At 31.9% G+C, this 25,554-nt stretch carries 29 protein-coding genes; 5 read left to right on the forward strand and 24 right to left on the reverse strand.

Going from position 1 to position 25,554, the window contains the following annotated elements; genetic code table 11:
• Positions 1 to 62: 62 nt before the first annotated feature.
• The 10 genes from B8965_RS02195 to B8965_RS02240 form a co-directional block, all read right to left on the reverse strand.
• Positions 63 to 1,952 (reverse strand): sensor domain-containing diguanylate cyclase/phosphohydrolase, encoded by a 1,890-nt coding sequence (locus B8965_RS02195; protein WP_084052235.1) that lies wholly within the window; start codon positions 1,950 to 1,952, stop codon positions 63 to 65.
• 300 nt (positions 1,953 to 2,252) lie between these two features.
• Entirely contained in the window at positions 2,253 to 3,359 is a 1,107-nt protein-coding gene (gene glmS / locus B8965_RS02200; protein WP_084052236.1) for a glutamine--fructose-6-phosphate transaminase (isomerizing), read from the reverse strand.
• A gap of 288 nt (positions 3,360 to 3,647) precedes the next feature.
• Entirely contained in the window at positions 3,648 to 4,268 is a 621-nt protein-coding gene (locus B8965_RS02205; protein WP_084052237.1) for a uracil-DNA glycosylase family protein, read from the reverse strand.
• 34 nt (positions 4,269 to 4,302) lie between these two features.
• Positions 4,303 to 6,051, reverse strand: coding sequence for a pyruvate kinase (gene pyk / locus B8965_RS02210; RefSeq protein WP_084052238.1), 1,749 nt, complete (start codon positions 6,049 to 6,051; stop codon positions 4,303 to 4,305).
• A gap of 24 nt (positions 6,052 to 6,075) precedes the next feature.
• On the reverse strand, positions 6,076 to 7,035 hold the full coding sequence (pfkA, locus tag B8965_RS02215) for a 6-phosphofructokinase (protein WP_084052239.1): 960 nt from the start codon (positions 7,033 to 7,035) through the stop codon (positions 6,076 to 6,078).
• A gap of 20 nt (positions 7,036 to 7,055) precedes the next feature.
• Entirely contained in the window at positions 7,056 to 7,256 is a 201-nt protein-coding gene (locus B8965_RS02220) for a glutamate decarboxylase (protein WP_084052240.1), read from the reverse strand.
• 19 nt (positions 7,257 to 7,275) lie between these two features.
• On the reverse strand, positions 7,276 to 7,506 hold the full coding sequence (gene mtrB / locus B8965_RS02225; RefSeq protein ID WP_084052241.1) for a trp RNA-binding attenuation protein MtrB: 231 nt from the start codon (positions 7,504 to 7,506) through the stop codon (positions 7,276 to 7,278).
• Positions 7,493 to 8,011 carry a pantetheine-phosphate adenylyltransferase gene (gene coaD, locus B8965_RS02230; RefSeq protein ID WP_084052242.1) on the reverse strand — a complete coding sequence of 173 codons (519 nt, stop codon included), beginning with the start codon at positions 8,009 to 8,011 and terminating at the stop codon, positions 7,493 to 7,495. The genes mtrB and coaD overlap by 14 nt, the downstream gene beginning before the upstream one ends.
• A 118-nt stretch (positions 8,012 to 8,129) precedes the next feature.
• Positions 8,130 to 8,603 carry a phosphatidylglycerophosphatase A family protein gene (locus B8965_RS02235; RefSeq protein WP_084052243.1) on the reverse strand — a complete coding sequence of 158 codons (474 nt, stop codon included), beginning with the start codon at positions 8,601 to 8,603 and terminating at the stop codon, positions 8,130 to 8,132.
• A 125-nt stretch (positions 8,604 to 8,728) separates the two neighbouring features.
• Entirely contained in the window at positions 8,729 to 12,163 is a 3,435-nt protein-coding gene (locus tag B8965_RS02240; RefSeq protein ID WP_084052244.1) for a DNA polymerase III subunit alpha, read from the reverse strand.
• Positions 12,164 to 12,251: 88 nt separating this feature from the next.
• Between B8965_RS02240 and B8965_RS02245 the strand changes: the two genes are divergently transcribed.
• On the forward strand, positions 12,252 to 12,575 hold the full coding sequence (locus tag B8965_RS02245; RefSeq protein WP_084052245.1) for a YtrH family sporulation protein: 324 nt from the start codon (positions 12,252 to 12,254) through the stop codon (positions 12,573 to 12,575).
• Positions 12,576 to 13,085: a sporulation membrane protein YtrI gene (locus B8965_RS02250; protein ID WP_084052246.1), complete on the forward strand. Its 510-nt coding sequence runs from the start codon at positions 12,576 to 12,578 to the stop codon at positions 13,083 to 13,085. It abuts the gene before it with no gap.
• A gap of 66 nt (positions 13,086 to 13,151) precedes the next feature.
• Here B8965_RS02250 and B8965_RS02255 read toward each other — a convergent pair whose 3' ends face one another.
• Together B8965_RS02255 and B8965_RS02260 are read right to left on the reverse strand one after the other, a co-directional pair.
• On the reverse strand, positions 13,152 to 14,468 hold the full coding sequence (locus B8965_RS02255; RefSeq protein WP_084052247.1) for a DRTGG domain-containing protein: 1,317 nt from the start codon (positions 14,466 to 14,468) through the stop codon (positions 13,152 to 13,154).
• Positions 14,469 to 14,559: 91 nt separating this feature from the next.
• Positions 14,560 to 14,730: an alpha/beta-type small acid-soluble spore protein gene (locus tag B8965_RS02260; RefSeq protein ID WP_084052248.1), complete on the reverse strand. Its 171-nt coding sequence runs from the start codon at positions 14,728 to 14,730 to the stop codon at positions 14,560 to 14,562.
• Between the two features lie 198 nt (positions 14,731 to 14,928).
• Between B8965_RS02260 and B8965_RS02265 the strand changes: the two genes are divergently transcribed.
• Positions 14,929 to 15,135 (forward strand): DUF378 domain-containing protein, encoded by a 207-nt coding sequence (locus B8965_RS02265; RefSeq protein ID WP_341451571.1) that lies wholly within the window; start codon positions 14,929 to 14,931, stop codon positions 15,133 to 15,135.
• 406 nt (positions 15,136 to 15,541) lie between these two features.
• Here B8965_RS02265 and B8965_RS02270 read toward each other — a convergent pair whose 3' ends face one another.
• The 5 genes from B8965_RS02270 to B8965_RS02290 all read right to left on the reverse strand — a co-directional run bounded on the left by B8965_RS02270 (position 15,542) and on the right by B8965_RS02290 (position 20,100).
• A complete protein-coding gene (locus B8965_RS02270; protein WP_084052250.1) occupies positions 15,542 to 16,810 on the reverse strand; it encodes a polysaccharide deacetylase family protein in 1,269 nt (422 codons plus the stop codon).
• 174 nt (positions 16,811 to 16,984) lie between these two features.
• On the reverse strand, positions 16,985 to 17,704 hold the full coding sequence (locus tag B8965_RS02275; RefSeq protein ID WP_084052251.1) for an SIMPL domain-containing protein: 720 nt from the start codon (positions 17,702 to 17,704) through the stop codon (positions 16,985 to 16,987).
• An 89-nt stretch (positions 17,705 to 17,793) separates the two neighbouring features.
• Positions 17,794 to 18,639 carry a bifunctional methylenetetrahydrofolate dehydrogenase/methenyltetrahydrofolate cyclohydrolase FolD gene (gene folD / locus B8965_RS02280; protein ID WP_084052252.1) on the reverse strand — a complete coding sequence of 282 codons (846 nt, stop codon included), beginning with the start codon at positions 18,637 to 18,639 and terminating at the stop codon, positions 17,794 to 17,796.
• An 11-nt stretch (positions 18,640 to 18,650) separates the two neighbouring features.
• Entirely contained in the window at positions 18,651 to 18,932 is a 282-nt protein-coding gene (locus B8965_RS02285) for a DUF503 domain-containing protein (RefSeq protein ID WP_084052253.1), read from the reverse strand.
• Between the two features lie 52 nt (positions 18,933 to 18,984).
• Entirely contained in the window at positions 18,985 to 20,100 is a 1,116-nt protein-coding gene (locus B8965_RS02290; RefSeq protein WP_084052254.1) for an MGDG synthase family glycosyltransferase, read from the reverse strand.
• Between the two features lie 42 nt (positions 20,101 to 20,142).
• Here B8965_RS02290 and B8965_RS02295 point away from each other — a divergent pair, with 42 nt between their 5' ends.
• Positions 20,143 to 20,871, forward strand: coding sequence for a tRNA 2-thiocytidine biosynthesis TtcA family protein (locus B8965_RS02295; RefSeq protein ID WP_242941910.1), 729 nt, complete (start codon positions 20,143 to 20,145; stop codon positions 20,869 to 20,871).
• Positions 20,872 to 20,944: 73 nt separating this feature from the next.
• On the opposite strand, the gene nth is transcribed toward B8965_RS02295, so the two are convergent.
• The 7 genes from nth to B8965_RS02330 all read right to left on the reverse strand — a co-directional run bounded on the left by nth (position 20,945) and on the right by B8965_RS02330 (position 25,032).
• Positions 20,945 to 21,565, reverse strand: coding sequence for an endonuclease III (gene nth, locus B8965_RS02300; RefSeq protein ID WP_084052255.1), 621 nt, complete (start codon positions 21,563 to 21,565; stop codon positions 20,945 to 20,947).
• A gap of 70 nt (positions 21,566 to 21,635) precedes the next feature.
• On the reverse strand, positions 21,636 to 22,292 hold the full coding sequence (locus B8965_RS02305) for an adaptor protein MecA (RefSeq protein ID WP_084052256.1): 657 nt from the start codon (positions 22,290 to 22,292) through the stop codon (positions 21,636 to 21,638).
• A 99-nt stretch (positions 22,293 to 22,391) separates the two neighbouring features.
• Entirely contained in the window at positions 22,392 to 22,904 is a 513-nt protein-coding gene (locus B8965_RS02310) for a transcription repressor NadR (protein ID WP_084052257.1), read from the reverse strand.
• A 169-nt stretch (positions 22,905 to 23,073) separates the two neighbouring features.
• Positions 23,074 to 23,259 (reverse strand): ferredoxin, encoded by a 186-nt coding sequence (locus B8965_RS02315; protein WP_084052258.1) that lies wholly within the window; start codon positions 23,257 to 23,259, stop codon positions 23,074 to 23,076.
• Between the two features lie 67 nt (positions 23,260 to 23,326).
• Positions 23,327 to 24,067, reverse strand: coding sequence for a flavin reductase (locus B8965_RS02320; protein WP_084052259.1), 741 nt, complete (start codon positions 24,065 to 24,067; stop codon positions 23,327 to 23,329).
• Positions 24,068 to 24,360: 293 nt separating this feature from the next.
• Positions 24,361 to 24,792: a CBS domain-containing protein gene (locus B8965_RS02325; RefSeq protein ID WP_084052260.1), complete on the reverse strand. Its 432-nt coding sequence runs from the start codon at positions 24,790 to 24,792 to the stop codon at positions 24,361 to 24,363.
• A 12-nt stretch (positions 24,793 to 24,804) separates the two neighbouring features.
• Complete coding sequence (locus B8965_RS02330) at positions 24,805 to 25,032, reverse strand: DUF3892 domain-containing protein (RefSeq protein WP_084052261.1); 228 nt, start codon at positions 25,030 to 25,032, stop codon at positions 24,805 to 24,807.
• A gap of 144 nt (positions 25,033 to 25,176) precedes the next feature.
• Here B8965_RS02330 and B8965_RS02335 point away from each other — a divergent pair, with 144 nt between their 5' ends.
• The gene (locus tag B8965_RS02335; protein WP_084052262.1) at positions 25,177 to 25,449 is read left to right on the forward strand and encodes a YgaP family membrane protein; all 273 of its coding nucleotides are present in this window, start codon (positions 25,177 to 25,179) and stop codon (positions 25,447 to 25,449) included.
• Positions 25,450 to 25,554 lie beyond the last annotated feature (105 nt).

Here is a 25,554-nt window from a genome sequence, read left to right on the forward strand (position 1 = left end):
ATTAATAATAATTATTAACAGCAACGATTATCAAAACTTATACTATTATTTTACACTTCATTTTAGTCTTTTTCATTACTTAATATCCTCAAGAACAATTTAACTATATCTGGATCAAATTGGGTACCAGCGCATCTTTTTAACTCTTTTATAGCTTCTGATTTACTCTTTGGTTTATTGTACGGCCTATTACTTGTCATGGCATCAAAGGCATCAACGACAGCTAATATTCTACACTCTATTGGAATTTTAGCTCCTTTTATCTTTAATGGGTAACCCGTACCATCCCATTTTTCATGATGTTTTAAAATTAAATCGGCAATTTTTGCAAGATCTGGTGAAGAAATGGCAATGCGGTAGCCTTTTTCAGAATGTTTTTTCATTATCTCCCATTCTTCACTTGTTAAGGGGCCAGCCTTTAAAAGAATGCTATCTGGTATTCCTACCTTTCCTAAATCATGAACTTGAGCTAAAAGATTAAGATTTGTAATTATATTTGAAGCTAAATTAAATTTTTCACCAATTTCTATACAATATTCCGAAATTCTATGCGAATGTCCTTCTGTAATATAATCTTTTTCTGCCAAAGCTGCCATTAATGAGTCTATAATTTGACTACGACTACTTCTTTTTTGAATTAATTTTTCATGGTACATTTTTTCATCTGCTTTTTTTAATGTATCATTTAATGATTTGCAACTAATAGTTGTTGTGGCAGTTCCTAAAGAAAGGCTAAGAGGAAGATCTTGATTTTTTAAGTTATAATAATTTACACTATTTCTAATTTCGCTAACTATTTTTTCACTTTCTCTTTTTGTGGTCTTATTTAACAAGATAGAAAATTCATCTCCACCTGTACGTGCTAAAGTATCCCCAGTACGCAAGAATTTTCGTAATATATCTGCACATATTTTTAATAATTTGTCTCCATTTTCATGTCCTATTGTATCATTAATTATTTTAAGCCCATCTAAATCACAAGATATTACCGATATGGGATGACTATTAACATCTATTAATTTCTTAATTTGCGCTTCAAAATAATTGCGATTATAGAGACCTGTTAGTTGATCATAAAGACTTAAATGTTTTAATTGTGCCTCCTTTTGTTTGCGCTCAGTGATATCCTCTGCACAACAAATCACATACTCTACATTTCCATCTTTACCTATATAAGGGGTTTTGACAATTGAGAAAGTTCTTAATTTACCTTTATAATTTGTTAATTCTTCTTCAGTACATATTTTTTTTCGCTCTTTAAAAACTCTTTTATTACTTTCTATGCATCTATCCGCTTCCTTTTTAGACATGAAATTATAAATTGATTGATTTTCTACTTTCTCAATGTTTAGTCTATAAAAATTTGCATGGGCTTTATTAACAAGTCCATAAGTATCATAGCTTTTTAAATACCAAATATGATGATCAATATTATCTAATAATAATGCTTGAGATTCTGCTATCCTTTTTAACTCCTTTTCCATAGTTTTCTTTTCAGTTACCTCACGCTGAATACCAAAGTGACCAATAATCCTACCTTGGGCATCATAAAGACAGGTATAATCTCCTTCTATCCATATTTGAGTACCGTCTTTTTTACGTTCATCAGTATCAAAATGGACTTTTCCGTGATCAAAAAATTCTACCCATAATTCCTTACCATAATTAGGGTTATAAGCAAATAAATCATTAGGAGTTAGTCCTAAAAATTCGTCCTTGGTGTATCCATACTGCTTAAGCATAGCACTATTAACTTTGGTTATTCTTTGATGAGCAAAAACATAATCCATTACCTTTTCTTTATCCACTTCATCATTCCAATAAACCGGCTCATCTATTATCATAAAGAAAAAACCATCCTGCGATTGACTAAAGAATAAATCTAATAATTCTTCTTTTTCCTTTAAAGCTCGCTTTAGTTTAAGATATGTGCTTTTTCGTTGTTTTTTCATTTTTCGAAAAATTCACTCCTTTTATAAAATCAGCGATTTTATAAGTCAGAAAACTGCTCTTATCTTTTAGACTATAATAGTTAAATATAATTAATTTCGACAATTTTAATAATACTACTTCATATTATATCATTTTATACCTATATTATCCAGGGGGGAAGGTACAAAAAACCCGTGAAGGTAACCAGAATTCTCTGATTACCCGCACGGGCTCCTTAAAACTATTGTATTATTTTTTCATTGGCTATTATTAGTCACATTTTTTTGCAAATAATAATGTAGTTTATGATCGATACTTATTTATCCAATTACTGCCTTTGTTAAATTTCTCGGCTGATCTATTTCACAGCCTTTTGCTTTCGAAATATAGTAAGCGATTAATTGTAAAGGCATAACCGCAAGTGCTGGTAATAATAAATTATCAACTTCTGGGATATATATTACTTCTTCAGTATATTTCGCCAATTCAGTATCCCCTTCTACGCCAATAGCTACAACCTTTGCTCCTCTTTCACTAAATTCTTTAATGTTAGCTAAGGTTTTGTCATAGATAGATTTTTGAGTGCAAACGGCAATAATTAAAGTACCTTCATTAACTAATGCTGTTGTTCCGTGCTTAAATTCACCTGAAGGATAGGCTTCAGCATGAATATAAGAAGTTTCTTTTAACTTTAGTGCTCCTTCTAATGCTATTGCCCAGTCAAATCCACGTCCAATAAAGAATACGTTTTCTTTATCTTTAAACTCTTGTGCAATTTTTTCAAATTTATCAACTTCTGCTAAAATCTTTTCAATTTCTTTTGGTAGCTGTTGTAATTCTTTAATGATTTTTGCTGATGTTTCTTCATCTATTATTCCTTTTATTTGACCTAAATATAATACTAATAAATACTCAGCTATTAGCATTGCGGTATAGGCTTTAGTAGAAGGTATCGCTACTTCTGATCCTGCCCAGATATAGATTACATAATCTGATTCACGAGCTATTGTGCTATCTACTACGTTAGTAATTGCCATAACATCTGCACCTTTGCTTTTTGCTTCTCTTAAGGCTTCTAAGGTATCTGTTGTTTCTCCGGACTGGGTTACAACAATTACTAAAGTTTTTTCATCTACTAATGGTTCACGAAACGCGAATTCAGAAGCAATGTCTACTTCTACTGGCATTTTTAATAATTTTTCGAATAGTTTTTTTCCTACTAGTCCTGCATGGTAAGCCGTTCCACAGGCAACAATATACACCTTATTCCATTTTTTTGCTGTTTCTAAGGATATTTCAAAGTCTTGAAATGTCACCTTATTGTTTTCGATTCTTCCATTTAATGTTCTGTTTACAGTTGCTGGCTGTTCATGGATTTCTTTAAGCATAAAATGCTCATATCCATTTTTTTCATCTAACTTTACCATTAAAAAATCCTCCTAAGTTTAAGCACACTGCATCTAATACCCTTTGTCCCTAAAATTACTTTTAGGATTTAAGATATCTTTTTCGGTCATGCAGCAACCGGGAAGCATCCGCCGAATTTTCGATTAAACTTCCCCCTCGTCAACCATGTACTGGTCCAGGCGCTTATTCATACCACTGTGCTTAGTTCAAATACGGTACACTACAGTATAACCTTTCTGCCTTTAATTAACAATAGGACATTTTTTCTAGTTTCACCCTTACTCTATGCATAGACTTAAAGATTGCTACTATAAATTAACTAGTTTTTTCAATTCCTTAATTTTGGTCTGATATTTTTTCTTGGACCAACTACCATAAGAGGGATGTGGTACTTCCCAGATAATATTCCAGTCCTTTTCATTAATCATTTGTTTTAGGTAATATTCGGCTGTTTTTCCACAAGGAATGAGTAAAGTGTCTTTTTGTACGCTTTGAATTTTAATTTTAAACTTAGTAAGTAAAATTTCTTTAATTATTAATTCTTTGTCACTTAATCTTTTAACATTTTTTCTTAACCTTTCTAGAATACTTAAGATTTGCTGATACTTTTCTTGGACGTCTTCTGGATACGCTAATTTCTGCATTGGGATTTCACAAATGTTAGTTATACCTATTTTTTGAACTTTTTCATTTTCCCCACTCTCAGAATCTAGGAATAACCCTAATGGTAAGGGCTTTTTTTTGTATTCCTCTGGGAATAAATGTTTAGTCATCATTTTCCCTGAGCTACCTGCTACGGGTAATTTATATTTTAATTCTTCTACATGAGGACTTTCTAAAATAAAAATATACTCTGCTATAGCTAAATTAACACCCTGCACACTAAAATATTCATGTAAATAATCTAAGTCTTTACTTAATTTATCCATTTCATCCTCCAATAAAAAAAGCCCCTCAGGGCTTTTATATTACATTTGCTATACCTCGATAAACTGCACCTCTATTTACGTCTAAGGTAAATATTTCGCCATTTTTAAATTTATTTCTAGCATCTTTAATTCCTACGATTACCGATACCCCAATATTTAAGCCAACTATTGCAGCATGAGAAGTAATTCCTGCTTCTTCTGTGATAACCGCTGCTGCTTTTTTCATATATGGTACCATTTCAGCAGTGGTTCCAAAAGTAACTAAAATTTCCCCTTCTTCTAGCTGTTTAGCATCTTCTAGATTATTAACTATTCTTGCTTTACCTACTACAGAATTATAGCCAATTCCTGTACCTAGTGCGACTATTTGACCTACTACTTCTACCTTTAGGATATTAGTTGTTCCGGCTAGCCCCACAGGTACACCTGCTGTAACTACAACTAAATCACCGTTATTAATAAATCCTGCCTCTAATGTTGTATCTATGGCTTGTTCGATCATTTTATCTGTCCCATTAGCCTCATCAGTATAAATAGGATTTACTCCCCATACTATGGATAACTTGGTCAGTGCCCTCATACATGGTGTATTTGCCACAATTGTAGCTTTTGGCCTGTATTTAGATATCATTCGGGCTGTAAAACCTGTTTTGGTTACGGTAATAATTGCAGCTGCTCTTAAATCTCTAGCCGTAGAGCAAGTTGCATGACTAATAGCATCAGTTGTAGTTTTACGAGTCTTTATTTCTTTAAATCTATGGTGGTCATCATAATTAATAGCTGACTCTGTTTTTTCTGCTATACGTGTCATTGTTTGTAAGGATATTACGGGATATTTTCCTGCCGCCGTCTCCCCTGATAACATTATTGCATCTGTGCCATCAAAAATTGCATTAGCTACATCACTAGCTTCTGCTCTTGTTGGACGAGGGTTTCGCATCATTGAATCTAACATTTGCGTAGCTGTAATTACAGGTTTGCCAAGTTTATTGCACTTCTTTATTAATATCTTTTGAATTATTGGTACTTCTTCCGTTGGAATTTCTACTCCTAAGTCTCCTCTTGCAACCATAATTCCTTCAGATACTTCTAAGATTTCATCAATATTATCGACACCTTGGCGATTTTCTATTTTAGAAATAATATCTATATCTGCGTTCTCTTCTTCTAATATTTTCTTAATAGCTAAAACATCTTGGGCATTTCTAATAAAGGATGCCGAAATAAAGTCTACACCATATTTAATCCCGAACTTAATATCTGCAATATCTTTTTCCGTAATAGATGGTAAATTAATTCTGACATCAGGCACATTTACACCTTTACGGTTAGAAATTTCTCCACTATTTAAAATCTTACATTTTATTTCTGATTTTTCTACATTTAATACTTCTAAAGAAATAATTCCATCATCTAAAAGAATTTGATTTCCTGGCTTTACATCCTGTGGTAAACCAGCATAATTTACAAAAATTCTAGACTCATCACCTTCTATTTCATCAGTGGTTAAGGTAATTTCATTTCCTGCTATTAAATTAGCCTTGCCATCTTTAATTAGACCTATTCTAATCTCAGGTCCTTTGGTATCAAGCATAATCCCAATTGGCTTCTTTGTTATCTCTACAGCTTTAGCAATAGCTCCAATTCTCTCGGCATGTTCTTCATAATTTCCGTGTGAAAAATTGAGTCTAGCTACATTCATGCCATTATTGATTAATTCTACTAATGTTTCTACCGATTGACTTGCTGGACCTATTGTGCAGACAATTTTTGTTTTTTTCATCATTATCCTCCTTTCCTGCTACAATTATATTGCAAGTATTCCTGCTAAATTATGTACATACTCATCTATTCCTTTTTTCTTGCCGATAATTTCTTGAAGTGGTATCCCCACAACGTGATTACCTACCATACCTGCCATTAAATCTGTTTTTCCATCTAACAGGAGGTTAACTGCAAAGGCTCCCATTTTACTAGCAATTATCCGGTCTGTGGCACTAGGGGTACCTCCACGTAAAGTATGACCTAAAACAGTTACTCGGATATCATAATCTGCTAATTCTTGAATTTTTCTTTTTACGTCAAAAGCCGAACCTACACCCTCAGCAACTAAAATTATGCTATGTCTTTTTCCTCTATCTAATCCTCTTTGTAATCTTTTTACTATCGTCTCGTAGTCTACAGGTGTTTCTGGAACTAAAATTGATTCTGCTCCACCTGCTAGTCCTGCTTCAAGTGCTAGCCATCCTGAATTACGCCCCATTACTTCAATCAAGAATATTCTCTCATGCGAGGTAGCAGTATCTCTAATTCTATTAATAGCATCTAAGGCAGTGTTTACTGCTGTGTCAAATCCTATGGTTAAGTCCGTTCCAAAAATATCATTATCAATAGTTGCAGGAACTCCAATTACAGGAACATTTAATTCACATAATTCTCGAGCACCTCTAAAGGAACCGTCTCCACCTACTACAACTAGTCCATCAATTTTATGGATTCGAATACTTTCAAGGGCTTCTTCTTTACCTTCTTTAGTCATAAATTCTTCACTTCTAGCTGTATGTAAAAAAGTTCCACCTCTTTGAATAATATCTGCTACTGACCCTAAATCTAATTTTGTAAAATCTCCATCAATCAATCCAGCATAGCCTCTTTTTATCCCAACTGCTTCACAACCATTATAAATTGTAGTCCTCACAACAGCCCTTATCGCAGCGTTCATCCCTGGGGCATCACCACCACTTGTTAAAACAGCGATTTTTTTCATTTAATAGTCCCCCTCTTTATTTAAAATGATATTGAACTATTTATTATTTCTATTGCTTCTTCAGCTTCTGATTCAGGTACAGAAATTTCTACTGCTCCAGAATCACCTAAATGTGGTACTCCCATTGATTTGAGATTAACTAAGAGTCCTTCTCCTTTAAGCAGCGTACTTATCTGTTCGGCGATAATTCGGTTTGGTGCTATATAGATTATAGTCCACATAAAGCATTACCTACCTTCCTTATTCGTCTAGAGTTCCTGCTTTTATTATTCCATGTTCTGTATAAATTAATGCTTTTCCTTTTATTTTCATTGCGGATGTTTGCTCGGTAAATTGGGCAATAACTACATCTCCACCATCTAATTTTTCTGTATGATGAAATTTTGTATCTCTTCCCCTAGTAAGTCCGCTAATATGTACACCATTTTCCATAGCTTTTATTACAATATACTTTTCATTATCTCCGGCCATTTTTTCCACCTACCTCATATTTTCTTTTAAGAGCTTCACTGACGATTGGAGGTACTAATTCCTCTACATTTCCGCCCATTATAGCTACACCTTTAATGATGGTCGAGCTTACAAACGAATAATTTGTATCTGACATTAAAAATACAGTCTCTATTTGCTTATTAAGAGTTTTATTCATTGATGCCATTTGCATCTCATGTTCAAAATCTGAAATCGCCCTTAAACCTCTAATAATTGCAGTAGCATTTTTACTTTCAAGATAAGGTACTAGTAAACCCCTAAAAGACTCAACTTCTATATTATTGATATTTTCATCACAAATATCCCCACAACATTTATGGATAAGCTGTAATCTTTCTTCTAATGTAAATATATTATCCTTATAATTATCTGCTGCTACGGCGATTATAACTTTATCAAAAAGTTTTGCTGCTCTTTGTAATATATTCAAATGACCATAAGTTATCGGGTCAAATGTTCCTGGATATACTGCTATTGTAGTCAATAAAACCAACCTCCAAAAATAATTACCTAATTGCTATGTATCACAACAATAATTCTATTAATACCCTTATTATCCTGCAATATCTTAAAATTAATCTAAAGAAACAGGACTTGTAAAATTATACAAGTCCTGTTTCTTTAGCATGAGCTATCTTAGCAGCACTAGCTGAAGCTATAGCGGCGACTAAATCATCTAAAAAGGTATTCACTTGTTCTTTAGAGGAATCTAAGGTTCCAATTATACCAATTTTCATTTTATCTAAATAACCAAAACTAGTAATTCCAATCGTTCCATAAATATTAGTTATTGCCATAGCTAAAATTTCATCAACACCATATAAAGGTTCATCTATTTGTACAGTCCCTAAAATAGGCTCGGGTAAATTACCTTGTTCTGCTGCCATATCTAAAGCTATTCCTGTTAATACAGCATATTGAACTTCTCTTTTTTCTAAAACTGCATCAATTGCATCAAGGCAAGTAGACATTAATAAATCAGGGTAATAGGCAATTTGCAAAGTATGCACTATATCAGCTATATCTTGTAATTCTACCCCACGATCTCTTAATTGTTCTTTAACTTTATCTTTCATTTAATTTCCCCCTTTTACCTGACTAACCCGTATTTCTCATAATTATGCATAGAGGAAAAATAATAGAATGATCCTATCTATAAATATCAGATAATTAATTATTAAACAGCAGAAATCCTCTAGAACTATGTGGTTAGTGATATCTCTTTTTTAGATAGAATATTTAATAATTCCGTATATAATTCTTCTTGCCACGTTACCCAGTAATTATTTTTTAACTGAATTAGCTTTTTTTCGGGCAAGTAGTATAAATAAACCGGCATTTTTCCAGGATATTTCATGAGTATATCCATTATTTTCTGTGTTTGCTCAGGACTAATTTGCTGGGTATCTATTTTTAAATATAGCTTTTGCAAAATTTGCTTATCTGATTCATGTTCGAGATTATTAAGTGGAACTAGATCTTCGGCAAAGAGTTTAGGATTATCTTCTTGTAAATTTATTCTTCCTTTAATAGCTAAAAGCATATCTTCTTGGACAAGACTAGAGTACTTTTGTAATACCCTTGGAAAAATTAAGACATCTATGGAACCTGTTAAATCCTCTAAAACAGAATAAACCATCATCTCACCTTTTTTCGTGATGCTTCTTTTCACAAAGCTTAGAATGCCACCTAAAACAACTTTTCTTCCATCATGTATTTCCTCTATTTCGTCAATCCTTAGCTTTATTTTGGTCTTTAAGACTTCAATATATTCATCTAAAGGGTGTCCACTTACATAAAATCCTAAAGTTTCTTTTTCCATTTCTAAAATATCTTTCATCTCAAACTCGTCTACGTTTGGCAGTTTCACTTCATCAAATTCTAAAGTAAATCCTGCTTCTTCTCCGATATCAAAAAGTGAAACTTGCTTACTATTTTTATCTTTCTGAATTAAATGACCTCTTTCATAACAATCATCTAAAACTTGCATTAATTGTACTCTATTTCCGGGCACAGAATGAAAGGCACCACATCTAATTAGGCTTTCTATCACTCTTCTATTTACATGGCTTAAATCTACCCTGGCACAAAAGTCTTGTAAAGATTTAAACCCACCTTCTTCACGCGCCTTTATGATGTCTTGGATAGCTCCTTTACCTACATTTTTTACAGCAGCTAAGCCAAAGCGGATGTTTTCATCATCAACAATAAAACTTTCGGTACTTTGATTTACATCAGGAGGCAAGACATTAATCCCCATATTTCGACATTCAGCAATATAAAAAGGCACCTTATCAGCTGTTTCCATCACGCTTGATAAAAGGGCTGCCATAAACTCTCTAGGATAATGGGCCTTTAAAAAAGCAGTTTGAAACGAGATATATGCATAAGCTGCACTATGACTTTTATTAAATCCATAACCTGCAAAATATTCTATTAGTTCAAAAATCTTAGTAGCTATTTCTTTATCTATTTTATTTTTTTCTGCACCTTTAATAAATTGTTCTTTTAGGTCTGCTATTATTTCTGGTTTCTTTTTACCCATGGCTCTTCTTAATAAATCCGCTTCTCCTAAGGAAAATCCTGCTAGATCACTGGCAATTCTCATTACCTGTTCTTGATACAAAATTACCCCATAAGTTGCTTTCAAAATAGGTTCTAATAAAGGATGTAAATACTCGGTAGATTTTTTTCCATGTTTTCTAGCGATGAAATCTTCAACCATACCGCTCCCTAAAGGTCCTGGTCTATATAAAGCCACCAAAGCGATAATATCTTCAAAATGGGCTGGTTTTAGATCTTTTAAAATTGCCCTTAGACCCGAGCTCTCAAGTTGGAATACGCCAATAGTATTTCCAGCACTTAATAATTCATAAGTTTTCTCATCATCAAAATCTGTATTTTTAAAATCAACTAAGATATTTTTATTTTTATGAATTAATTCTACAGCTTTATTAATTACAGTTAGAGTTCTAAGTCCTAACATGTCCATTTTTAAAAGACCAATTTCTTCTACATTTTCTTTAGCAAACTGGGTACTTACTGCCTCATCGCTAGTTCTTTGTAAAGGTAAGTAAGTATCTAAAGGTTCTTTAGAAATAACTAGTCCAGCTGCATGGGTACCAGAATGTCTTGGCATACCTTCTAAACCTTTTGCGGTATAAAATAATTCTTTAATTTGTTCATTTTCTTCTATTAATTGTCTTAAATCTGGAGAAATGTTGATTGCCTTTTCTAAGGTTATCCCGATTTCATTAGGTACTAGCTTTGCTACTTTATCTACTATGCCTAAAGGAATATTCATAACCCTCCCAACATCCCTAATTGCTGCTCTAGCCGCCATTGTACCAAAAGTAATAATTTGCGATACTCTTTCTTTACCATATTTACTTACTACATAATCAATTACTTCTCCGCGTCTTTCATAACAAAAATCAATATCTATATCGGGCATACTTACTCTTTCTGGATTTAAAAATCTTTCAAATAATAAATCATATTTAATGGGATCAATATCTGTAATTCCAAGTGTATACGAAACTATACTACCTGCAGCCGAGCCCCTTCCTGGTCCTACATAAATACCTTGTTTTTTGGCATAATTAATAAAGTCCCATACAATGAGAAAATAGCCAGGATAACCCATTTTATTAATTGTTTGCAATTCAAATTCTAGCCTTTTTTTAATTGTTTCATCTATATTTTCATATCGTTCTTTTAAACCATCAACACATAATTTTTCTAAATATGTTTCTAAAGTGTAGCCTTCGGGGATATCAAAATTAGGCATATGGTTTTGGCCAAAGGTAAAGTCCACATTACACATCTCCGCAATTTTAACCGTATTATTGAGAGCATCTTGATATTCTCCTAATCTTAAATTCATTTCGTCATAGCTTTTAAGGTAAAAGTCTTCTGAGTCAAATCTTAATCTAGAGTCATCTCCTAAGGTTTTTCCCATTTGAATGCACATTAAAACATCTTGTAATTTTGAATCTTCTTTCTCAATATAATGGACGTCATTACTGGCTACTAAAGGAATATTCGTTTCCTTGCTAATATTTGCAATTAATCTATTTAAATTATCTTGCTCACTTAGTCCTTGATTTTGTAATTCTAAATAGAAGTTTTCTGCTCCAAAAGTTTCTTGATACCATAGGGCTACTTCTTTAGCCTCTTCATACTTTTCTCCCATTAATAAGGCATTTATTTCACCAGCAAGGCAGGCACTGGTCACAATTAAACCTTCACTATACTGGGCTAATATGTCTTTATCAACTCTAGGTTTATAATAAAAACCTTCTGTATGAGCTAAAGAAACTAATTTAATTAAATTTTGATACCCAATATTATTTTTAGCAAGTAACACTAAATGATGGGCTCTATCATCTATATTTGGTCTTTTATCAAAACGAGAATTTGGAGCAACATATACTTCACATCCGATGATAGGTTTTATTCCTTCTTTTTTGCAAGCCTTATAAAAATCAATTACTCCATACATTACGCCATGATCTGTAATGGCAATAGCGGGCATATTTAATTCCTTAGCCCTTTTGACCATTTTATCTATTCGACATGCCCCATCTAATAGGCTATAGGATGTATGCACATGTAAATGAACAAATGACTTCATAATATATCCACATCCTTTATTTTCTCTCATAATTTTAATTAAAACAGATATACATATATACTACAAATAAAATAAAGTAGGTAAATATATGTTTTCTTTTCCAAACAAATTGCTTTTCATTTTTTGTACTGCTTTAGGCTTAATTCTGGGTGGTTCTTTAATTGGATCCTTATCTACTATTATAACTGGTGATGAGCCATATTCCACTATGAGAAAATTGGCGGAGGATATTAAAATTTGGGCAGTTGTGGCTGCAATTGGTGGTTCCTTTACACCTTACGAAGCATTTGGGTCAGGAATATTTTCAGGGGACATCAGATCTCTTGGAAAACAGTTTTTTTATGTGGTTAGTTCTCTTACAGGGGCTGAATTTGGAATATACTTAATTTATACTTTTACAGGAAATCGTTAAATGAAAAATACCTTTTTTTTAAATGCTAGTTTTTCGCAAATAATGGCTGCCTGGATTATTGGTATCTTGATTGGAGCTGCTTTAACTAGTCTTGCCATTGGGTATCATCTAGATAATATTAATAATCAAAATCAAATATTAGAAGGAAAATTATTAGAAAAAGAAGGTCAAATGAAAATATTAGAGGATAAAGTATCTAATACTAAAAGATGGCTAATTGTTGAGGAAATTATCATTGAACTAGAATTAACTAAAAGAGAATTTCCTGATAAAGAAAGTTTGCATTGCGAAATAGAACAACAAATACGCGAAATGGTAAATAATATTCGAGGTAAAAAAGTAAAGGACTTGGATCCCCAGGTTTTATGGAATATTATTGAAAAGAGAAATGTTTCGCTCAAAGGGCATAGTTTCACTTTAGAAGTAAGAGGTTTACTTATTTCAGAAAAACTGACTTATTATGTATTTGCAAAATTTAATGAACCTAAACAACCTATTGAAAATATGTAAAAGCTCTATGCTCAGTAAAATGCATCCTTTGTAAAGGCCATTTTATAGTGGGCATAGAGCTCATTTTTATTTTCGTACTGCTTTTGCAGTAGTCATAGCTTTTGCTTTTAATTCAGAATCGCTATAAAATTCAATTTCTACCATACATGTTTTTTTGTCTGATTTTAAAATAGTAGTTAAAACTTCAACCTTATCTCCAACAGCGGGTGGATTCATTTGATGAATTGTAAAGGTATCATTAATTGCATCCCAACGTAACTTTTTGCGAATAGCTATGTACGCTGCAGTACTCATAATCATCACTACCGTACCTATACTTGCTGTACCTAGTTCACTAACCATAAACTGAGTTATTTCCCCAGATAGCTTAACTCCACCCTCCCATTCTTCTAATTTAAAGCCACTTAGGGTAAGATTGTCTACAGTTTCTCCAAATTTAGGTTGTCTTTGCGTTTGCTGAAAAGCCTTTAAAATATCCCTCCGGCTAATAGTTCCTAAAAGATGCTTTTGTTCATCGACAACAGGAACCAGCTCAAACCCTTCCCATACTAATAGTCTTGATAAATGAGTTACAAGCGTTTTTCGCTCAGCAGTTAAAACATCGGCATTCATTACTGCTAAGATACTCGTTTCTGGCTCTACTCCTGCAATATCAACAGCTGTAACTATACCGACAACGATTCCATATTGGTCAACTACTGGAAATCTACTACGCCCCGTTTTTTTAGCTAATTCATGCCAATCAAAAACAGTAGCATCTGGTGATATATATTTAATATTCCTCGTCATTATATCTTCTACTCTAACTAATTCTTTCGCCTTTAATCTTTCATAAACGGCTTTATTAATCATAGAAGTTGCTAAAAAGGTATCGTAAGGAGATTTAATAATAGGTAGACCTAGTTCTTTGGCCTTTTTTAAGACTTCTTCCTTAACATCTACCGCTCCTGTAATTAATAAGGCTGATCCATAATTTAAGCCTGCTAATTGCAGATCGACTCTATCACCAACAATTAATAGCGCAGGTTTTTCAACATCACGTTCAAAAATTTCTTTTGATGAAGCTCCGATTAAAAATTGTTCTGGAGTCATGCTTAGATTTTCTTGTCCTGTTAAAACTTCACCTTCAACAATTATAATAATTTCTTTTAAACTAAAATCTTCTAACTCTTTTTCTTCTTCTTCCTCAATCCGAATAGTTCCAACCTTTGGAATCGAACTTACTAATCCTTTATTTTCCGCTTCTTTAATAGCCCTATAGGCTGTTCCTTCACTAACATCTAACTCTTTAGCTATTTGGCGCACTGATACCTTTGTACTTATTTCTAAATTTTTTATATATTGAATAATTATTTCATGCTTAGTTAGGACTATTTTCTTCACCACCCTTTAATATCTTCTTTAATTATAACAAAACAACAAACTTATTGTAATACTTTTTTTGAAAAATAGGTTACTGTATTATAACAGGAACCTATTTCCAGTCAAATTCTTTTATTTTTCGAGTCATTATGCCTCCTATTCGACCTGTTTCTTCAGCCGTTAACTCACCCCAACCGAGTTCTTTTATTTTATGTGTTAAACCTAATTCTTCAGCAACTTCTAATTTTAAAATATCTTTAGTTACATATACTTTTTTCTTCATCTCATTCACCCTCGATAATTAAATTAGACTTATACTTAATGCCCCTAAAGATGATTATTTCTAAACCTAATTTTTTAAATTTCTTTGTTTTTATCTTTTACCATTTTCTTTTAATTAATCATGTTATTACTTTACTAAGTTATTTTTTTCTTTTTGAATAAATATTAGTATTTTTCGCAAACTATCTAAGAAGGAGGGATGAAAATGGATAAAACAGCTTTGACTTTAGTTATTATTGGTGCACTTAACTGGGGACTTATTGGTCTGTTTAACTTTGATCTTGTAGCCACTTTATTTGGTGGACAAACTTCTTGGTTAAGTAGGATAGTTTATTCTCTTGTAGGTATTGCTGGATTATATGCAATCTCCTTATTATTTACTAAAGATAAGGTTACTGATCGTTAAAAGTTATTAATAATTCTTTTCTAACAAATAAAACTAATAAGTATTAAAATAGGAAAGAGGCTGGTGAAAATAAAAATATCACAGCCTCTTTTCTTATAGGCAAAAATTTTTAAGAATTTGTTCACTCTTTAGCTGCTTCTTACATACTATGTTTTATCACCAAATACTTGATCCTTACTAAAAGATAAAAAATAATCTTTTGGGGGTGCTAAACTTGAAAAGGTGCGAAAACTGTTGGAAGAAAGTAGTCTGCAATTGTTCCATAAAGGAAAGATGTCCATATTGGGAAACAACAGATAGAGCAATTAGCACAAAAAAGATGATTAGAACCTAATAGGATAGAATTGGCGATACTGAAAGAAAAAATCCACCTTTAAATTTAAAGGTGGACTTTTTCTGTATACTTTTATTTTTTAATGCTTAATCCTTTTTCTTCATTCCAGTTTATTTGCAACCCAAATTCCTCAGTAACATATTTCCAAGTCAAAGGCATATAAGTAATATCTTTATAATTTAAAAAAGGATATTCTTCATCTTTATTAATATTATTTTCATTTATCTTGATTTGTAAATTAGCTAATTGTGCATAATATGCTTTACCTAAAGTATTATTACCACTTAAATCTTGATTTAAAATATCGCTCGCTGTTTCCTTCTTACTAAGGCCTAATCCGTTGGTGTTATCCCAGGTTATATTAATTCCTAAAGCCCCACAATAATCCCAAGTTAAAGGTAAATAAGTTATATCCTTATAAATTAAAATAGGAAATTTATTTTTTGTGTTATCCACAATCATATCATTAATAGTTACAGGGAAGGTTGGCACAGTTACCCTGATACCATTATCTACCTTAGGTTTACTTGCAGTTGTACTACCAAAAATAAGTGGCTCTTTTATATTTTCTAAAGTTCTCATTTCAAAATTATTAGCAAGATATTCTAAAAGAGGACGTAAATTTTTTACCGTAGTTGGCATGTCATGAATTAAAATAACAGGTTCAATATTTCTATGCTGTAAATTTTTTATTTGCTCTATAGCTTTAGTGGCTAATCTTTTGTCTTTATAAGCCCAATCTCTTGTATCTACATTCCAATCCCACATTTGAAATCCTGCTTCTTTAACTGCTTGGATATAGGAGGGTTTCATATGGGGGTGACTCCCATAGGGCACACGAATCAAGTAAGCATCAGTTCCAGTTACTTTTTTAATATATTCTTTACCTTGAGTCATTTCCTGTACAACCGTATATTTAGATTTATAAAATTTATTCTTATCATGTGTAACCCCGTGCATTCCTAACGCATGACCTTCTTTTACCATTCTATTTAAAGTGTCTGAATGTTGTTTCATTCTTGGCTCTAGCATAAAAAAAGTCGCCTTAACATCATATTCAGCGAGTAAATTTAATAGTTCGTTTGTTGCATAAGATGGACCATCATCTATAGTAAGATAGGCTATCTTTTTTCCACTAGCCTTTTTAACAGGTTCTTTAATATTCTTAGGTACTGATGGTTGACCAACATTTTTCACTTGGGTATTAGTGTTTTCTGCGGCGGAGACAACTTCGCCTTCTGAGGGCTTAGGAAAAGAAAAAATAATAGTAATAGCAATTAACATTACTAGTAAATTTACTATTTTGATGTTTTTAATATTTTTGTCTGTTCTCTTTTTCATGAAATCCCGTCCTAATAATGTATTTTTTGTAATAATTAATATTATATCTTAAATAGTTCTTTTATGACAACTAATAAAAATACAAAAAGGTGACAAGTTATTTACAAAACCGTTACAAAAAAACGAACCTTTTAATTAGGCTCGCCTTGTTATATTATATTTTAGATTATTTTTTTATTTTATGATATAAGTTATTTTTACCATTACCTGATATTCAATATTTTGAGGTTCAATAGGTATCGAGCTATCTTCAGCTTTAGACATTTCATTTGTCATGAAAACAGGATATGAATTAAAGTTTTTTTGCACTTCGATATTCTTAATTTTAACTATTTGAGATCCAATTGCTGTAGTAACCATTTTTGCTTGAGCTTTAGCATCATTAATCGCCTTTACAATTGCTTCATTTAAGAGCTTTTGTTGTCCTGTTTCTGATAAAATAAACTCTACGCCACTCATGCTCTCTGCACCATTTTTAATTGCTATATCAATAATTTCTCCTGTTTTAGCTAGGTTTTTAGTAGTAACTATAATATAGTTAGTTGCCCTATAACCTGTGTTTTCTTCTTGTTCTAAATCATTATTCCATCTAGTTAAGGGATAAAAATTAATATTTTCGGTTTTAATTTCTTTTTTGTCTATTCCTGAATTTTCTAGCAAGTTAATAACCTTCTTTGTTTTAGCAGAAGTTTCATCCATAATGTTTTTAGATTTTCCTTCTGTGCTTACTTCAAATCGGATGCTAACTAGATCAGGATCTGCTGATATTTTACCTGTCCCCACAACATCTACCGTAGAAAGATCTTTTACGCTTTCCTCTGATGCAAAACCAGTAAACATAGCCATAGATAATACTAACATAATTAACAACAATAACTTTCGACATATTTTCATTTAAATCTCCCCTTTCTTAAGTATAGACGTTTATGAAATAGAATAAGTTTCCTGATTATTCTATTTTATCCCGTTTATTCATGGAGAAATTAAATACTTTGCGCCGCCTCTAAAGTATTTTCTAAAAGCATGGCTATCGTCATAGGCCCTACCCCTCCAGGCACTGGTGTAATGAAACTTGCTACTTCTTTTGCTCCTTCAAATTCGACGTCTCCAGTTAACTTACCATTTTCTAAACGATTTATACCCACATCAATTACTATTGCTCCTGGCTTAATCATCTCGGCTGTAATGAAATTAGGTTTTCCAATAGCAGCTATTAATATATCTGCTGCTTTAATTTCCTCGGACAAGTTTTTTGTTTTTGAATGGCAAATTGTTACTGTGGCATTTTGGGCTAATAGCATTAAGGCGATAGGTTTTCCTACAATATTACTTCTACCTACCACTACTGCCTTTTTCCCAGCTATTTCGATCCCAGTTTCTTTAATTAATCTCATACACCCTTTAGGAGTACAAGCCTCAAATGTTTTTTCTCCTACTAGCAATTTACCTGTATTTATCGGGTGAAATCCATCTACATCCTTTTCTGGGGATATTTTTAAAATCACTTCTTTTTCATCTAGATGTTTTGGTAAAGGCAATTGCACCAAAATACCATGAATTTTACTATCTTTATTTAATTTATCAATCAAATCTATCAATTCATTTTGACTTGTAGATTCAGATATACGATGAATTTCTGAATGCATACCAACTTCAGTACACGCCTTTTCTTTACTCGCTACATAAACCTTGGATGCTGGATCTTCTCCTACTAATACAACAGCTAAGCCAGGAATGACTCCATTTGCTTTAAGTGCTTGTACCTTTTCTTTGATTTCTGTTCTAATCTTTTGTGATATTTCTTTTCCACTAATTAACTTTGCCTCCATTAAAACTCCCCCTAAAAAATATCTTTATCTATTTCAGTTATTTCTAGCTCATAATTTGCTTCGATAAAATCAATTATTTCAGACATTTGCTTATCAATTATTTGTTTGTTTGTACTAACTATAGACATACCAATTACAGCTATTTGCCACTGATCATTTTCAGCCACTTCAGCTATGGAAACATTAAACTTATTCCTAAGTTTAGCCATAATACTTTTGATGATACTTCTTTTTTCCTTTAAAGAGTGCACATACGAAATATGTATTTTAACAATTAAACTACCAATAAACATTTAAAACACCCTTTGTTAAATTATTATTTTATTAATTCTCGTTATCTTAATCTTATTCCTGCGCCATAGTCCAAATGTCGTCTACCGTTTTGCTCGTAGATTCTGGTTTTTTTAAATAAGATGCCATTTCTTTTACTTGTTTAATTTTTACCGGATTCTCTAATAATAAATTCATCTCAGTAATTAAATCATCAATTTTCCGAACCTTTACTGCTAATCCCCTATTTAATAAAAAATGAGTATTTCTATCTTCTTGGCCTGGTAAAGAAGACAATATTAAAATAGGAAGTTTCATAGTCAGAGCTTCTGCTATCGTAACTCCACCTGGCTTACTGATTAAAATATCGCAAGCAGACATTACCTTTGCTATATTAGTAACATAACCATAAATATGTAATTTATTTTGGAATTTTAATTCTTCTAGATCAGCCTTTAATTTTTCATTTTTTCCCGCTATAACGATAACCTGTAGATCTGATTCTTTTAATAATTTTTTTGTGATTTCTTTAATATTTCCAAGACCTAGTCCTCCACCCATAATAAGGGCAGTAGGGCAGTCCTCTAGATTCAATTCTGTGCGCATCTGTTGTTTCGAATATACTTCTTTAAATTGTTTTCTTATTGGAATCCCATAATCTTTAATTTTCTTAGTATCTATATCTTCTTTGATTAAAGGGTTTATTAAATCTATATCTGGTATCACAAATAAATCTACTTGTGGCTGTACCCAGAAATTATGAACTGTATAGTCTGTAATACAGGCAATCAAAGGTGCGTTTATTTTTTCTTTCTTTTTTAAAACTGATAAAATGCTCACAGGAAATGCATGTGTACAGACAATTACATCTGGCTTAAAATCTTGCAACAGTTTATCCATTTTAGGTGATAATAAATGGGAGAGAACTTGTCCTAAATCTACTAAACCGTCTCCTTCTTCAGCTTGTTGATATAGGTAACCCCAAAGTTTAGGTGTAAATTTTAAGGTCTCCATATAACTTCCTACTACCACTTTATTAAATAATGTATTAATATAGTGAAATGTATCTACTATTTTTACTTCTGATCTTTCTGACCTTGACTTTATTTCTTCATTTAACGAATAGGCAACACTATCATGACCTGAACCAATAGATACTGAAAAGATTAATATTTTAAGAGGTTTTAGCACTATATATCTCCTTTCGAAATCATAAAAAAGAAGGTGACTTTAATGTGGCGCAACTATAAGCATCCCATGTTTACAAAAGTAAAAAAGGCAATGTATAAATATAATATGATAGAAGATAATGACACCATTGCGGTGGGTGTTTCAGGAGGAAAGGATAGTATTTTTCTACTTAACTCTTTAGCTGTCTTAAAAGAAATCCTCCCTGTAAAATTTAATATTATCGCAATTACTTTAGATTTAGGTTATGAAAATGATTATTCTACTGTAGAAAAGTATTGTAAAAGCTTAAATATACCTTACCATATCAAAAATACGGATATAGCGAAAGTTGTTTTTGATGAACGTAAAGAAAAAAGTCCATGTTCCTTATGTGCAAAAATGCGTAGAGGGGCTTTAAATAATTTTGCTAAAGAATTAGGTTGTAACAAGGTTGCACTTGGTCATCACAGTGATGACGCTATTGAAACCTTTATGCTAAGCCTTCACTATGAAGGTAGGATTCATTGTTTTGCCCCGAGCACTTATCTAAGTAGAATTGATTTAACTGTGGTTAGACCTTTAATATTTATAGCTGAAAAGGATATTATTTATCTAGTTAAAAAGTTTGACCTTCCAATAGTGGTTAATAACTGTCCTGCAAATGGAAAAACTAAACGCCAAGAAGTTAAAGATTTACTTAGTGATATGAAAAAAAATAACCCGTTAGTCAAAGATCATATGCTAAGTGCTATTATAAATACTATCTGGAAAGGCCAAACTAATACTGAATAACTAATAACTAATAACTAATAACTAATAACTAAGTTTAAGGGTAAATTATCTTTGAAAACCGTTCACTGATAGTTTACCCTTTCTTTTGCTCAAAATTACATAGACCTCTTAGCTGGCACTCCTCACACATAGGATTTCTAGCTTTACAGACCAATCTACCATGCCAAATTAACCAATGATGAGCATCTGACCAAGATTCCTTAGGGATTACATCCATTAGTTGTTTTTCGGTTTCTAAGGTGTCTTTTCCTGCCACTAATCCTAAACGATTACTCACTCTAAATACATGTGTATCTACGGCAATAGATGGGATATTAAATGCACAGCTTAATACTACATTAGCCGTTTTACGACCTACCCCTGGTAAGTTCATTAAATCTTCTCGATTTTGTGGTACTTGTCCATTATGTTTTTCTACTAGTAAGTTACAAGTAGCAATAATATTTTTACTTTTATTTTTATACAGTCCAATTGTTTTTATATACTCTGCTAATTCTTCAGGTTTTAAAGCTCCTAAAAGAGCAGGACTAGGATATTTATCAAAAAGGGTTATGGTAACCTTATTAACTTGATTATCATTAGTTTGAGCTGAAAGAATTGTGGCTATTAGTAGCTCAAAAGGGTTTCTATAAAAAAGTGCCGTTTTCACATCTGGATACAGTTCTTTTAATCTTTCTATAATTTTCTTTTTCATCTAGGCAAACTCCTTTCTAATTAAAAGAATTGAAAAAAGAGTCTTATTTAATAAGACTCTTAAAAAAACTTTATAATGAACCTAAAACATTAATTGCATTATCTTTAATTAATAACTCACCGTGTTCATCTAGAAAACTACTATCATAAATTTTGCTTTGTCCATATTCCCCTATTCTCACTCTTTGATATTCAGAAACTTGTTCAGCTATTTTAAATACTAAATAGTAACTGTTCTTAAACTTATAAAGAGAGCTAACTCCTTCAAAATCAGAAGTCATGGTTTTACTTAGTTGAACTGCATTTTCAAAACTTGCAAATGCATATACTAAATCCTTACTTAAATAGGGACTTAAATCTTCTTCTTCGCTCTCATCTAGGTCACTCATATAATCTTCAAACTGTTCTATATCTTCCATCATTTCGTCAGCGGTTCTAAAGAGTAAGTTTTTTTCTTTGTTAGTATGCCTTTTTTGTTTTTGCTTTAACTTAGTAACAATAACGACTAAACTCTCGGAAGTCATTGGATATGCTTCGACCATTAACTGAGTATCTGAATCGACTTCAAAACCACATTCGTTATAAGCCTGCTCTAACATTTCTTGAAATAATTCCTGTGCTCTGGGACTATTTGGCATGAGGTCCCACTTTTTCACTTGTTTTCTTTCTAAATCTTCACTACTGATAATGATTTGAATTTTATCTTCATTGATACGTTTAAACTTCATTGAAACATCCTCCTCTCGAAGGGGAATGTATTTTATAATATATGTTATTAACTAGTGATGTCAATATAAACTTAAACATTTATTCCCTCTCCATTAATCTTATAATAATAACTCCGCTTTCTTTAAATCTATTTCTATTTTTTCTAATATATCCATTGTTTTAGCTTCAACTGTATGCAAATGAACTCCTTTTGTCAAGACAGCTAAAGGCTCTGCTTTTTTTTCTATGAGATTATCAACAAAGTTATTTACATCATCTATACTTTCCAACATTAAATTACCTTTAATTTCTCCGTAAAGGGGGTGTTCAATATAAACATCTAAAACCTTACCACCCATTTTCACTATTATTTCTAATTCTTTTCTCATGTCTTCATAAGTTTCATGTATGCAAGGTAAAATTTTTTTAACTCTACTATTATCTTGTGATTTAGCAATAAAATATCCTTGAGGAGTAGCGACGATTTCTTCGCCCTGAGCGCGTAACAAAGCTATATCTTGCACTATTACTTGCCTACTGACCCCTAGCTTTTCTGCTAAATCTCCGCCTTTAACAGGTTTGAAGGAATTTTGCAAAATATCCATAATAATAACTCGACGATTTTCTGCCATCTCTACTACCTCCCTTATCTGAATTATGCCGTATAATTAATAATTTTGCAAACTCAAATGATATGTTTTTATCATCTTTCTATATAATATGATAAAGATGTAATTATTTTACTACTTATTATCTTAATAAAAAAATATGCTATCCCATATTTATGAGATAGCATATTTTTTATTCTTCTATAATTGCATCCGTAGGGCAAATATCTTTAGCCTCTACTGCACTGTCTTTTAATTCAGCAGTTATTTCTGCAATTACATCGGCCTTACCGCTTCCATTCCAATCATATACTTCTGGACAAAGAGCAATACAAGAGCCACAAGCAATACATAATTCTTGGTCAACATATAAATTCATCTTCAACACCCCTTTTTTTAATATAAACATATATATACATTTCCCATTTTACCAATGTTTTATACATCTAACCAATTTTTTTAAACTTCTCTGGCCCTTGCTTACAGATAGGACATTTTTCAGGTGGCTTTTCACCTACATGAATATGCTGACAAACAACACACTCCCACTTATCACCAGTAGCCTTTTCTTTATCTTGATTTTTTAATTCACGATATCGTTCATATGTAGTTGCTCCTTGCTCACCTGTATCCTGAGCTGAAATAACGTCTACTATAAATAAAGTATGACTACCTAAATCTATAGATTTTTCTACTTTACAATCAAACCACGCAATAGATTGCTTGATAACAGGATTACCTAGTTGAGTTAAAGAATGTTCTATACCTTCAAATTTATCTATATTTCTGCCCGAATTATAGCCAAATCTACTTACAATATCTAAACAATCATCACTTAAAATACAAATACTTAAACTTCCAGATGCTGTAATATGTTCATGAGTAAGGTTATTTTTATTAATACCCACAGCTACCCTTACTGGACTACTAGTTATTTGAAATACAGTATTACATATTTGTCCGTTAATTTTTCCATCTTTAGCTGATCCAACCATAAATAAACCATATTGAATTTTAAATAATGCATTTCGAATAGCCTTTTGTTCTTCTGGGCTAGTAGAAAGTTCAATCTCTCCTAACAATTCAAAAACTTCTGGACCATAATCGCATTCTGGACATTTATCAGGAGGATTATCACCAACATGAATATAATTACATACTGTACACTTCCATTTTTTAGTTAACATTTCAAACCTCCATTAATAGTTTTTTCTTTTTACTAAACAAACAGGAAAATTCATCTATCTTTAATATATATGCTATGAACTTAAATTTCAATAAAGGAGAATTAAATGTGTAAGAATATTAAATATATACTATAAACCTCTATCTGTAACACATAAACATTCAATGTGTTTAAAATTCCTCAAAATATAAAAGCTCCTCTTGTAGTAAACAGTTTTTTTACCTGTCTACTACAAGGGAGCATATCATTAATTTTAAAACTCGTCAGATAAATATATCAGCTTAAAATCAATACTTAAGATAAAGGCTTACTTGGTTGTGATATTTTACTTAAAGCTTGGCCTGCTTCATCTACGTGGATATTTTGTGTTGCTAAATCACCCATAGATAACATTCCTACCATTTGATTGTTTTCTATAACTGGTAATCTTCTAACTTGACTATTTGACATTTCATTTGCTGCATCTTGAGCGCTCATTTCTGAAGAAGCTGATTTAAGTGACTTAGACATAACTTCACTTACTTTTACATCATTAAGATTTTTGCCTTCTGCTACTACTCTTAATGCTATATCTCTATCCGTTAAAATACCTTGAACTTCTTTATTTTGACTACATACTGGGATACTACCTACATTTCTTTGCTTCATAATTCTCGCAGCTTCTATTACTGAATCTTCAGGACATACCGAAGAAACATCTTTAGTCATCAATTCTTTTACTTTCATTTAAACTACCTCCTAATTAATGATATTATTTAAATTGCTTAGATTATTATCCAGACTTTCATCTGGATAAGTTCGTAAATACTTCGTTCCTTCACGACTAACTACTTCCATTCCAGTAAAATTACCCTTTTCTACTTCATCAATTGCTTGATTTAAGCTGTAAATGATGTTGTCATCTGTTTTTACTGCAATAATAGTACCATCTGGATCTTTACTTACTGCAACGATTTCTTTTTTCATCAAAATCCCCTCCAGCACTCTTAATATGTGTATTTTATAAAAAATCTATACTAATAAAATTAATTACCTATATTTTCAACTAATTAATATTGGAAATTTACAAAAGATAATAATGCAACTTAATAGTTAGAGGAGGTTTTAACTATGAAAAAGAACATTAGCGATATGGAAGCATTTATTCGTTTATGGGCAGGTTTTTCTATGTTAGGAGTAGGTATTGCTAGAGATTCTAGTAGTATGACTATCTTAGGCTCTGGTAAGATTGCTGAGGGACTTTTCAAGTATTGTCCTGTAAAGCACTTATTCCAAGTTACAACTAAGCATAAAGAAATATTCGCAGAGAAAAAAGAAGATATCACAGAAACAATTAAGGAAACAGTAAATGATACTGTAGAAGAGGGTTTAGGCGCTTTTTAACCTAAAGTTACAAAAAAAGGTTTAGAAAATTGTAATTTTCTAAACCTTTTTTATCTACTATAAATTTTACATGAAATGAGAGTTATAATTTTTCAATTCTAGATT

The organism is Desulfonispora thiosulfatigenes DSM 11270, assembly GCF_900176035.1.
In the GTDB taxonomy this organism is placed as follows: Bacteria; Bacillota; Peptococcia; order Peptococcales; family Desulfonisporaceae; genus Desulfonispora; species Desulfonispora thiosulfatigenes.

What these genes read in the sequence shown, in the direction of transcription:
- B8965_RS02195 (WP_084052235.1), bottom strand. Translation starts at nt 1,952, where the DNA reads ATGAAAAAACAACGAAAAAGCACATATCTTAAACTAAAGCGAGCTTTA.
- glmS (WP_084052236.1), bottom strand. Translation starts at nt 3,359, where the DNA reads ATGGTAAAGTTAGATGAAAAAAATGGATATGAGCATTTTATGCTTAAA.
- B8965_RS02205 (WP_084052237.1), bottom strand. Translation starts at nt 4,268, where the DNA reads ATGGATAAATTAAGTAAAGACTTAGATTATTTACATGAATATTTTAGT.
- pyk (WP_084052238.1), bottom strand. Translation starts at nt 6,051, where the DNA reads ATGAAAAAAACAAAAATTGTCTGCACAATAGGTCCAGCAAGTCAATCG.
- pfkA (WP_084052239.1), bottom strand. Translation starts at nt 7,035, where the DNA reads ATGAAAAAAATCGCTGTTTTAACAAGTGGTGGTGATGCCCCAGGGATG.
- B8965_RS02220 (WP_084052240.1), bottom strand. Translation starts at nt 7,256, where the DNA reads ATGTGGACTATAATCTATATAGCACCAAACCGAATTATCGCCGAACAG.
- mtrB (WP_084052241.1), bottom strand. Translation starts at nt 7,506, where the DNA reads ATGGCCGGAGATAATGAAAAGTATATTGTAATAAAAGCTATGGAAAAT.
- B8965_RS02235 (WP_084052243.1), bottom strand. Translation starts at nt 8,603, where the DNA reads ATGAAAGATAAAGTTAAAGAACAATTAAGAGATCGTGGGGTAGAATTA.
- B8965_RS02240 (WP_084052244.1), bottom strand. Translation starts at nt 12,163, where the DNA reads ATGAAGTCATTTGTTCATTTACATGTGCATACATCCTATAGCCTATTA.
- B8965_RS02245 (WP_084052245.1), top strand. Translation starts at nt 12,252, where the DNA reads ATGTTTTCTTTTCCAAACAAATTGCTTTTCATTTTTTGTACTGCTTTA.
- B8965_RS02250 (WP_084052246.1), top strand. Translation starts at nt 12,576, where the DNA reads ATGAAAAATACCTTTTTTTTAAATGCTAGTTTTTCGCAAATAATGGCT.
- B8965_RS02260 (WP_084052248.1), bottom strand. Translation starts at nt 14,730, where the DNA reads ATGAAGAAAAAAGTATATGTAACTAAAGATATTTTAAAATTAGAAGTT.
- B8965_RS02265 (WP_341451571.1), top strand. Translation starts at nt 14,929, where the DNA reads ATGAAAATGGATAAAACAGCTTTGACTTTAGTTATTATTGGTGCACTT.
- B8965_RS02270 (WP_084052250.1), bottom strand. Translation starts at nt 16,810, where the DNA reads ATGAAAAAGAGAACAGACAAAAATATTAAAAACATCAAAATAGTAAAT.
- B8965_RS02275 (WP_084052251.1), bottom strand. Translation starts at nt 17,704, where the DNA reads ATGAAAATATGTCGAAAGTTATTGTTGTTAATTATGTTAGTATTATCT.
- folD (WP_084052252.1), bottom strand. Translation starts at nt 18,639, where the DNA reads ATGGAGGCAAAGTTAATTAGTGGAAAAGAAATATCACAAAAGATTAGA.
- B8965_RS02285 (WP_084052253.1), bottom strand. Translation starts at nt 18,932, where the DNA reads ATGTTTATTGGTAGTTTAATTGTTAAAATACATATTTCGTATGTGCAC.
- B8965_RS02295 (WP_242941910.1), top strand. Translation starts at nt 20,143, where the DNA reads ATGTGGCGCAACTATAAGCATCCCATGTTTACAAAAGTAAAAAAGGCA.
- nth (WP_084052255.1), bottom strand. Translation starts at nt 21,565, where the DNA reads ATGAAAAAGAAAATTATAGAAAGATTAAAAGAACTGTATCCAGATGTG.
- B8965_RS02305 (WP_084052256.1), bottom strand. Translation starts at nt 22,292, where the DNA reads ATGAAGTTTAAACGTATCAATGAAGATAAAATTCAAATCATTATCAGT.
- B8965_RS02310 (WP_084052257.1), bottom strand. Translation starts at nt 22,904, where the DNA reads ATGGCAGAAAATCGTCGAGTTATTATTATGGATATTTTGCAAAATTCC.
- B8965_RS02315 (WP_084052258.1), bottom strand. Translation starts at nt 23,259, where the DNA reads ATGAATTTATATGTTGACCAAGAATTATGTATTGCTTGTGGCTCTTGT.
- B8965_RS02320 (WP_084052259.1), bottom strand. Translation starts at nt 24,067, where the DNA reads ATGTTAACTAAAAAATGGAAGTGTACAGTATGTAATTATATTCATGTT.
- B8965_RS02325 (WP_084052260.1), bottom strand. Translation starts at nt 24,792, where the DNA reads ATGAAAGTAAAAGAATTGATGACTAAAGATGTTTCTTCGGTATGTCCT.
- B8965_RS02330 (WP_084052261.1), bottom strand. Translation starts at nt 25,032, where the DNA reads ATGAAAAAAGAAATCGTTGCAGTAAGTAAAGATCCAGATGGTACTATT.
- B8965_RS02335 (WP_084052262.1), top strand. Translation starts at nt 25,177, where the DNA reads ATGAAAAAGAACATTAGCGATATGGAAGCATTTATTCGTTTATGGGCA.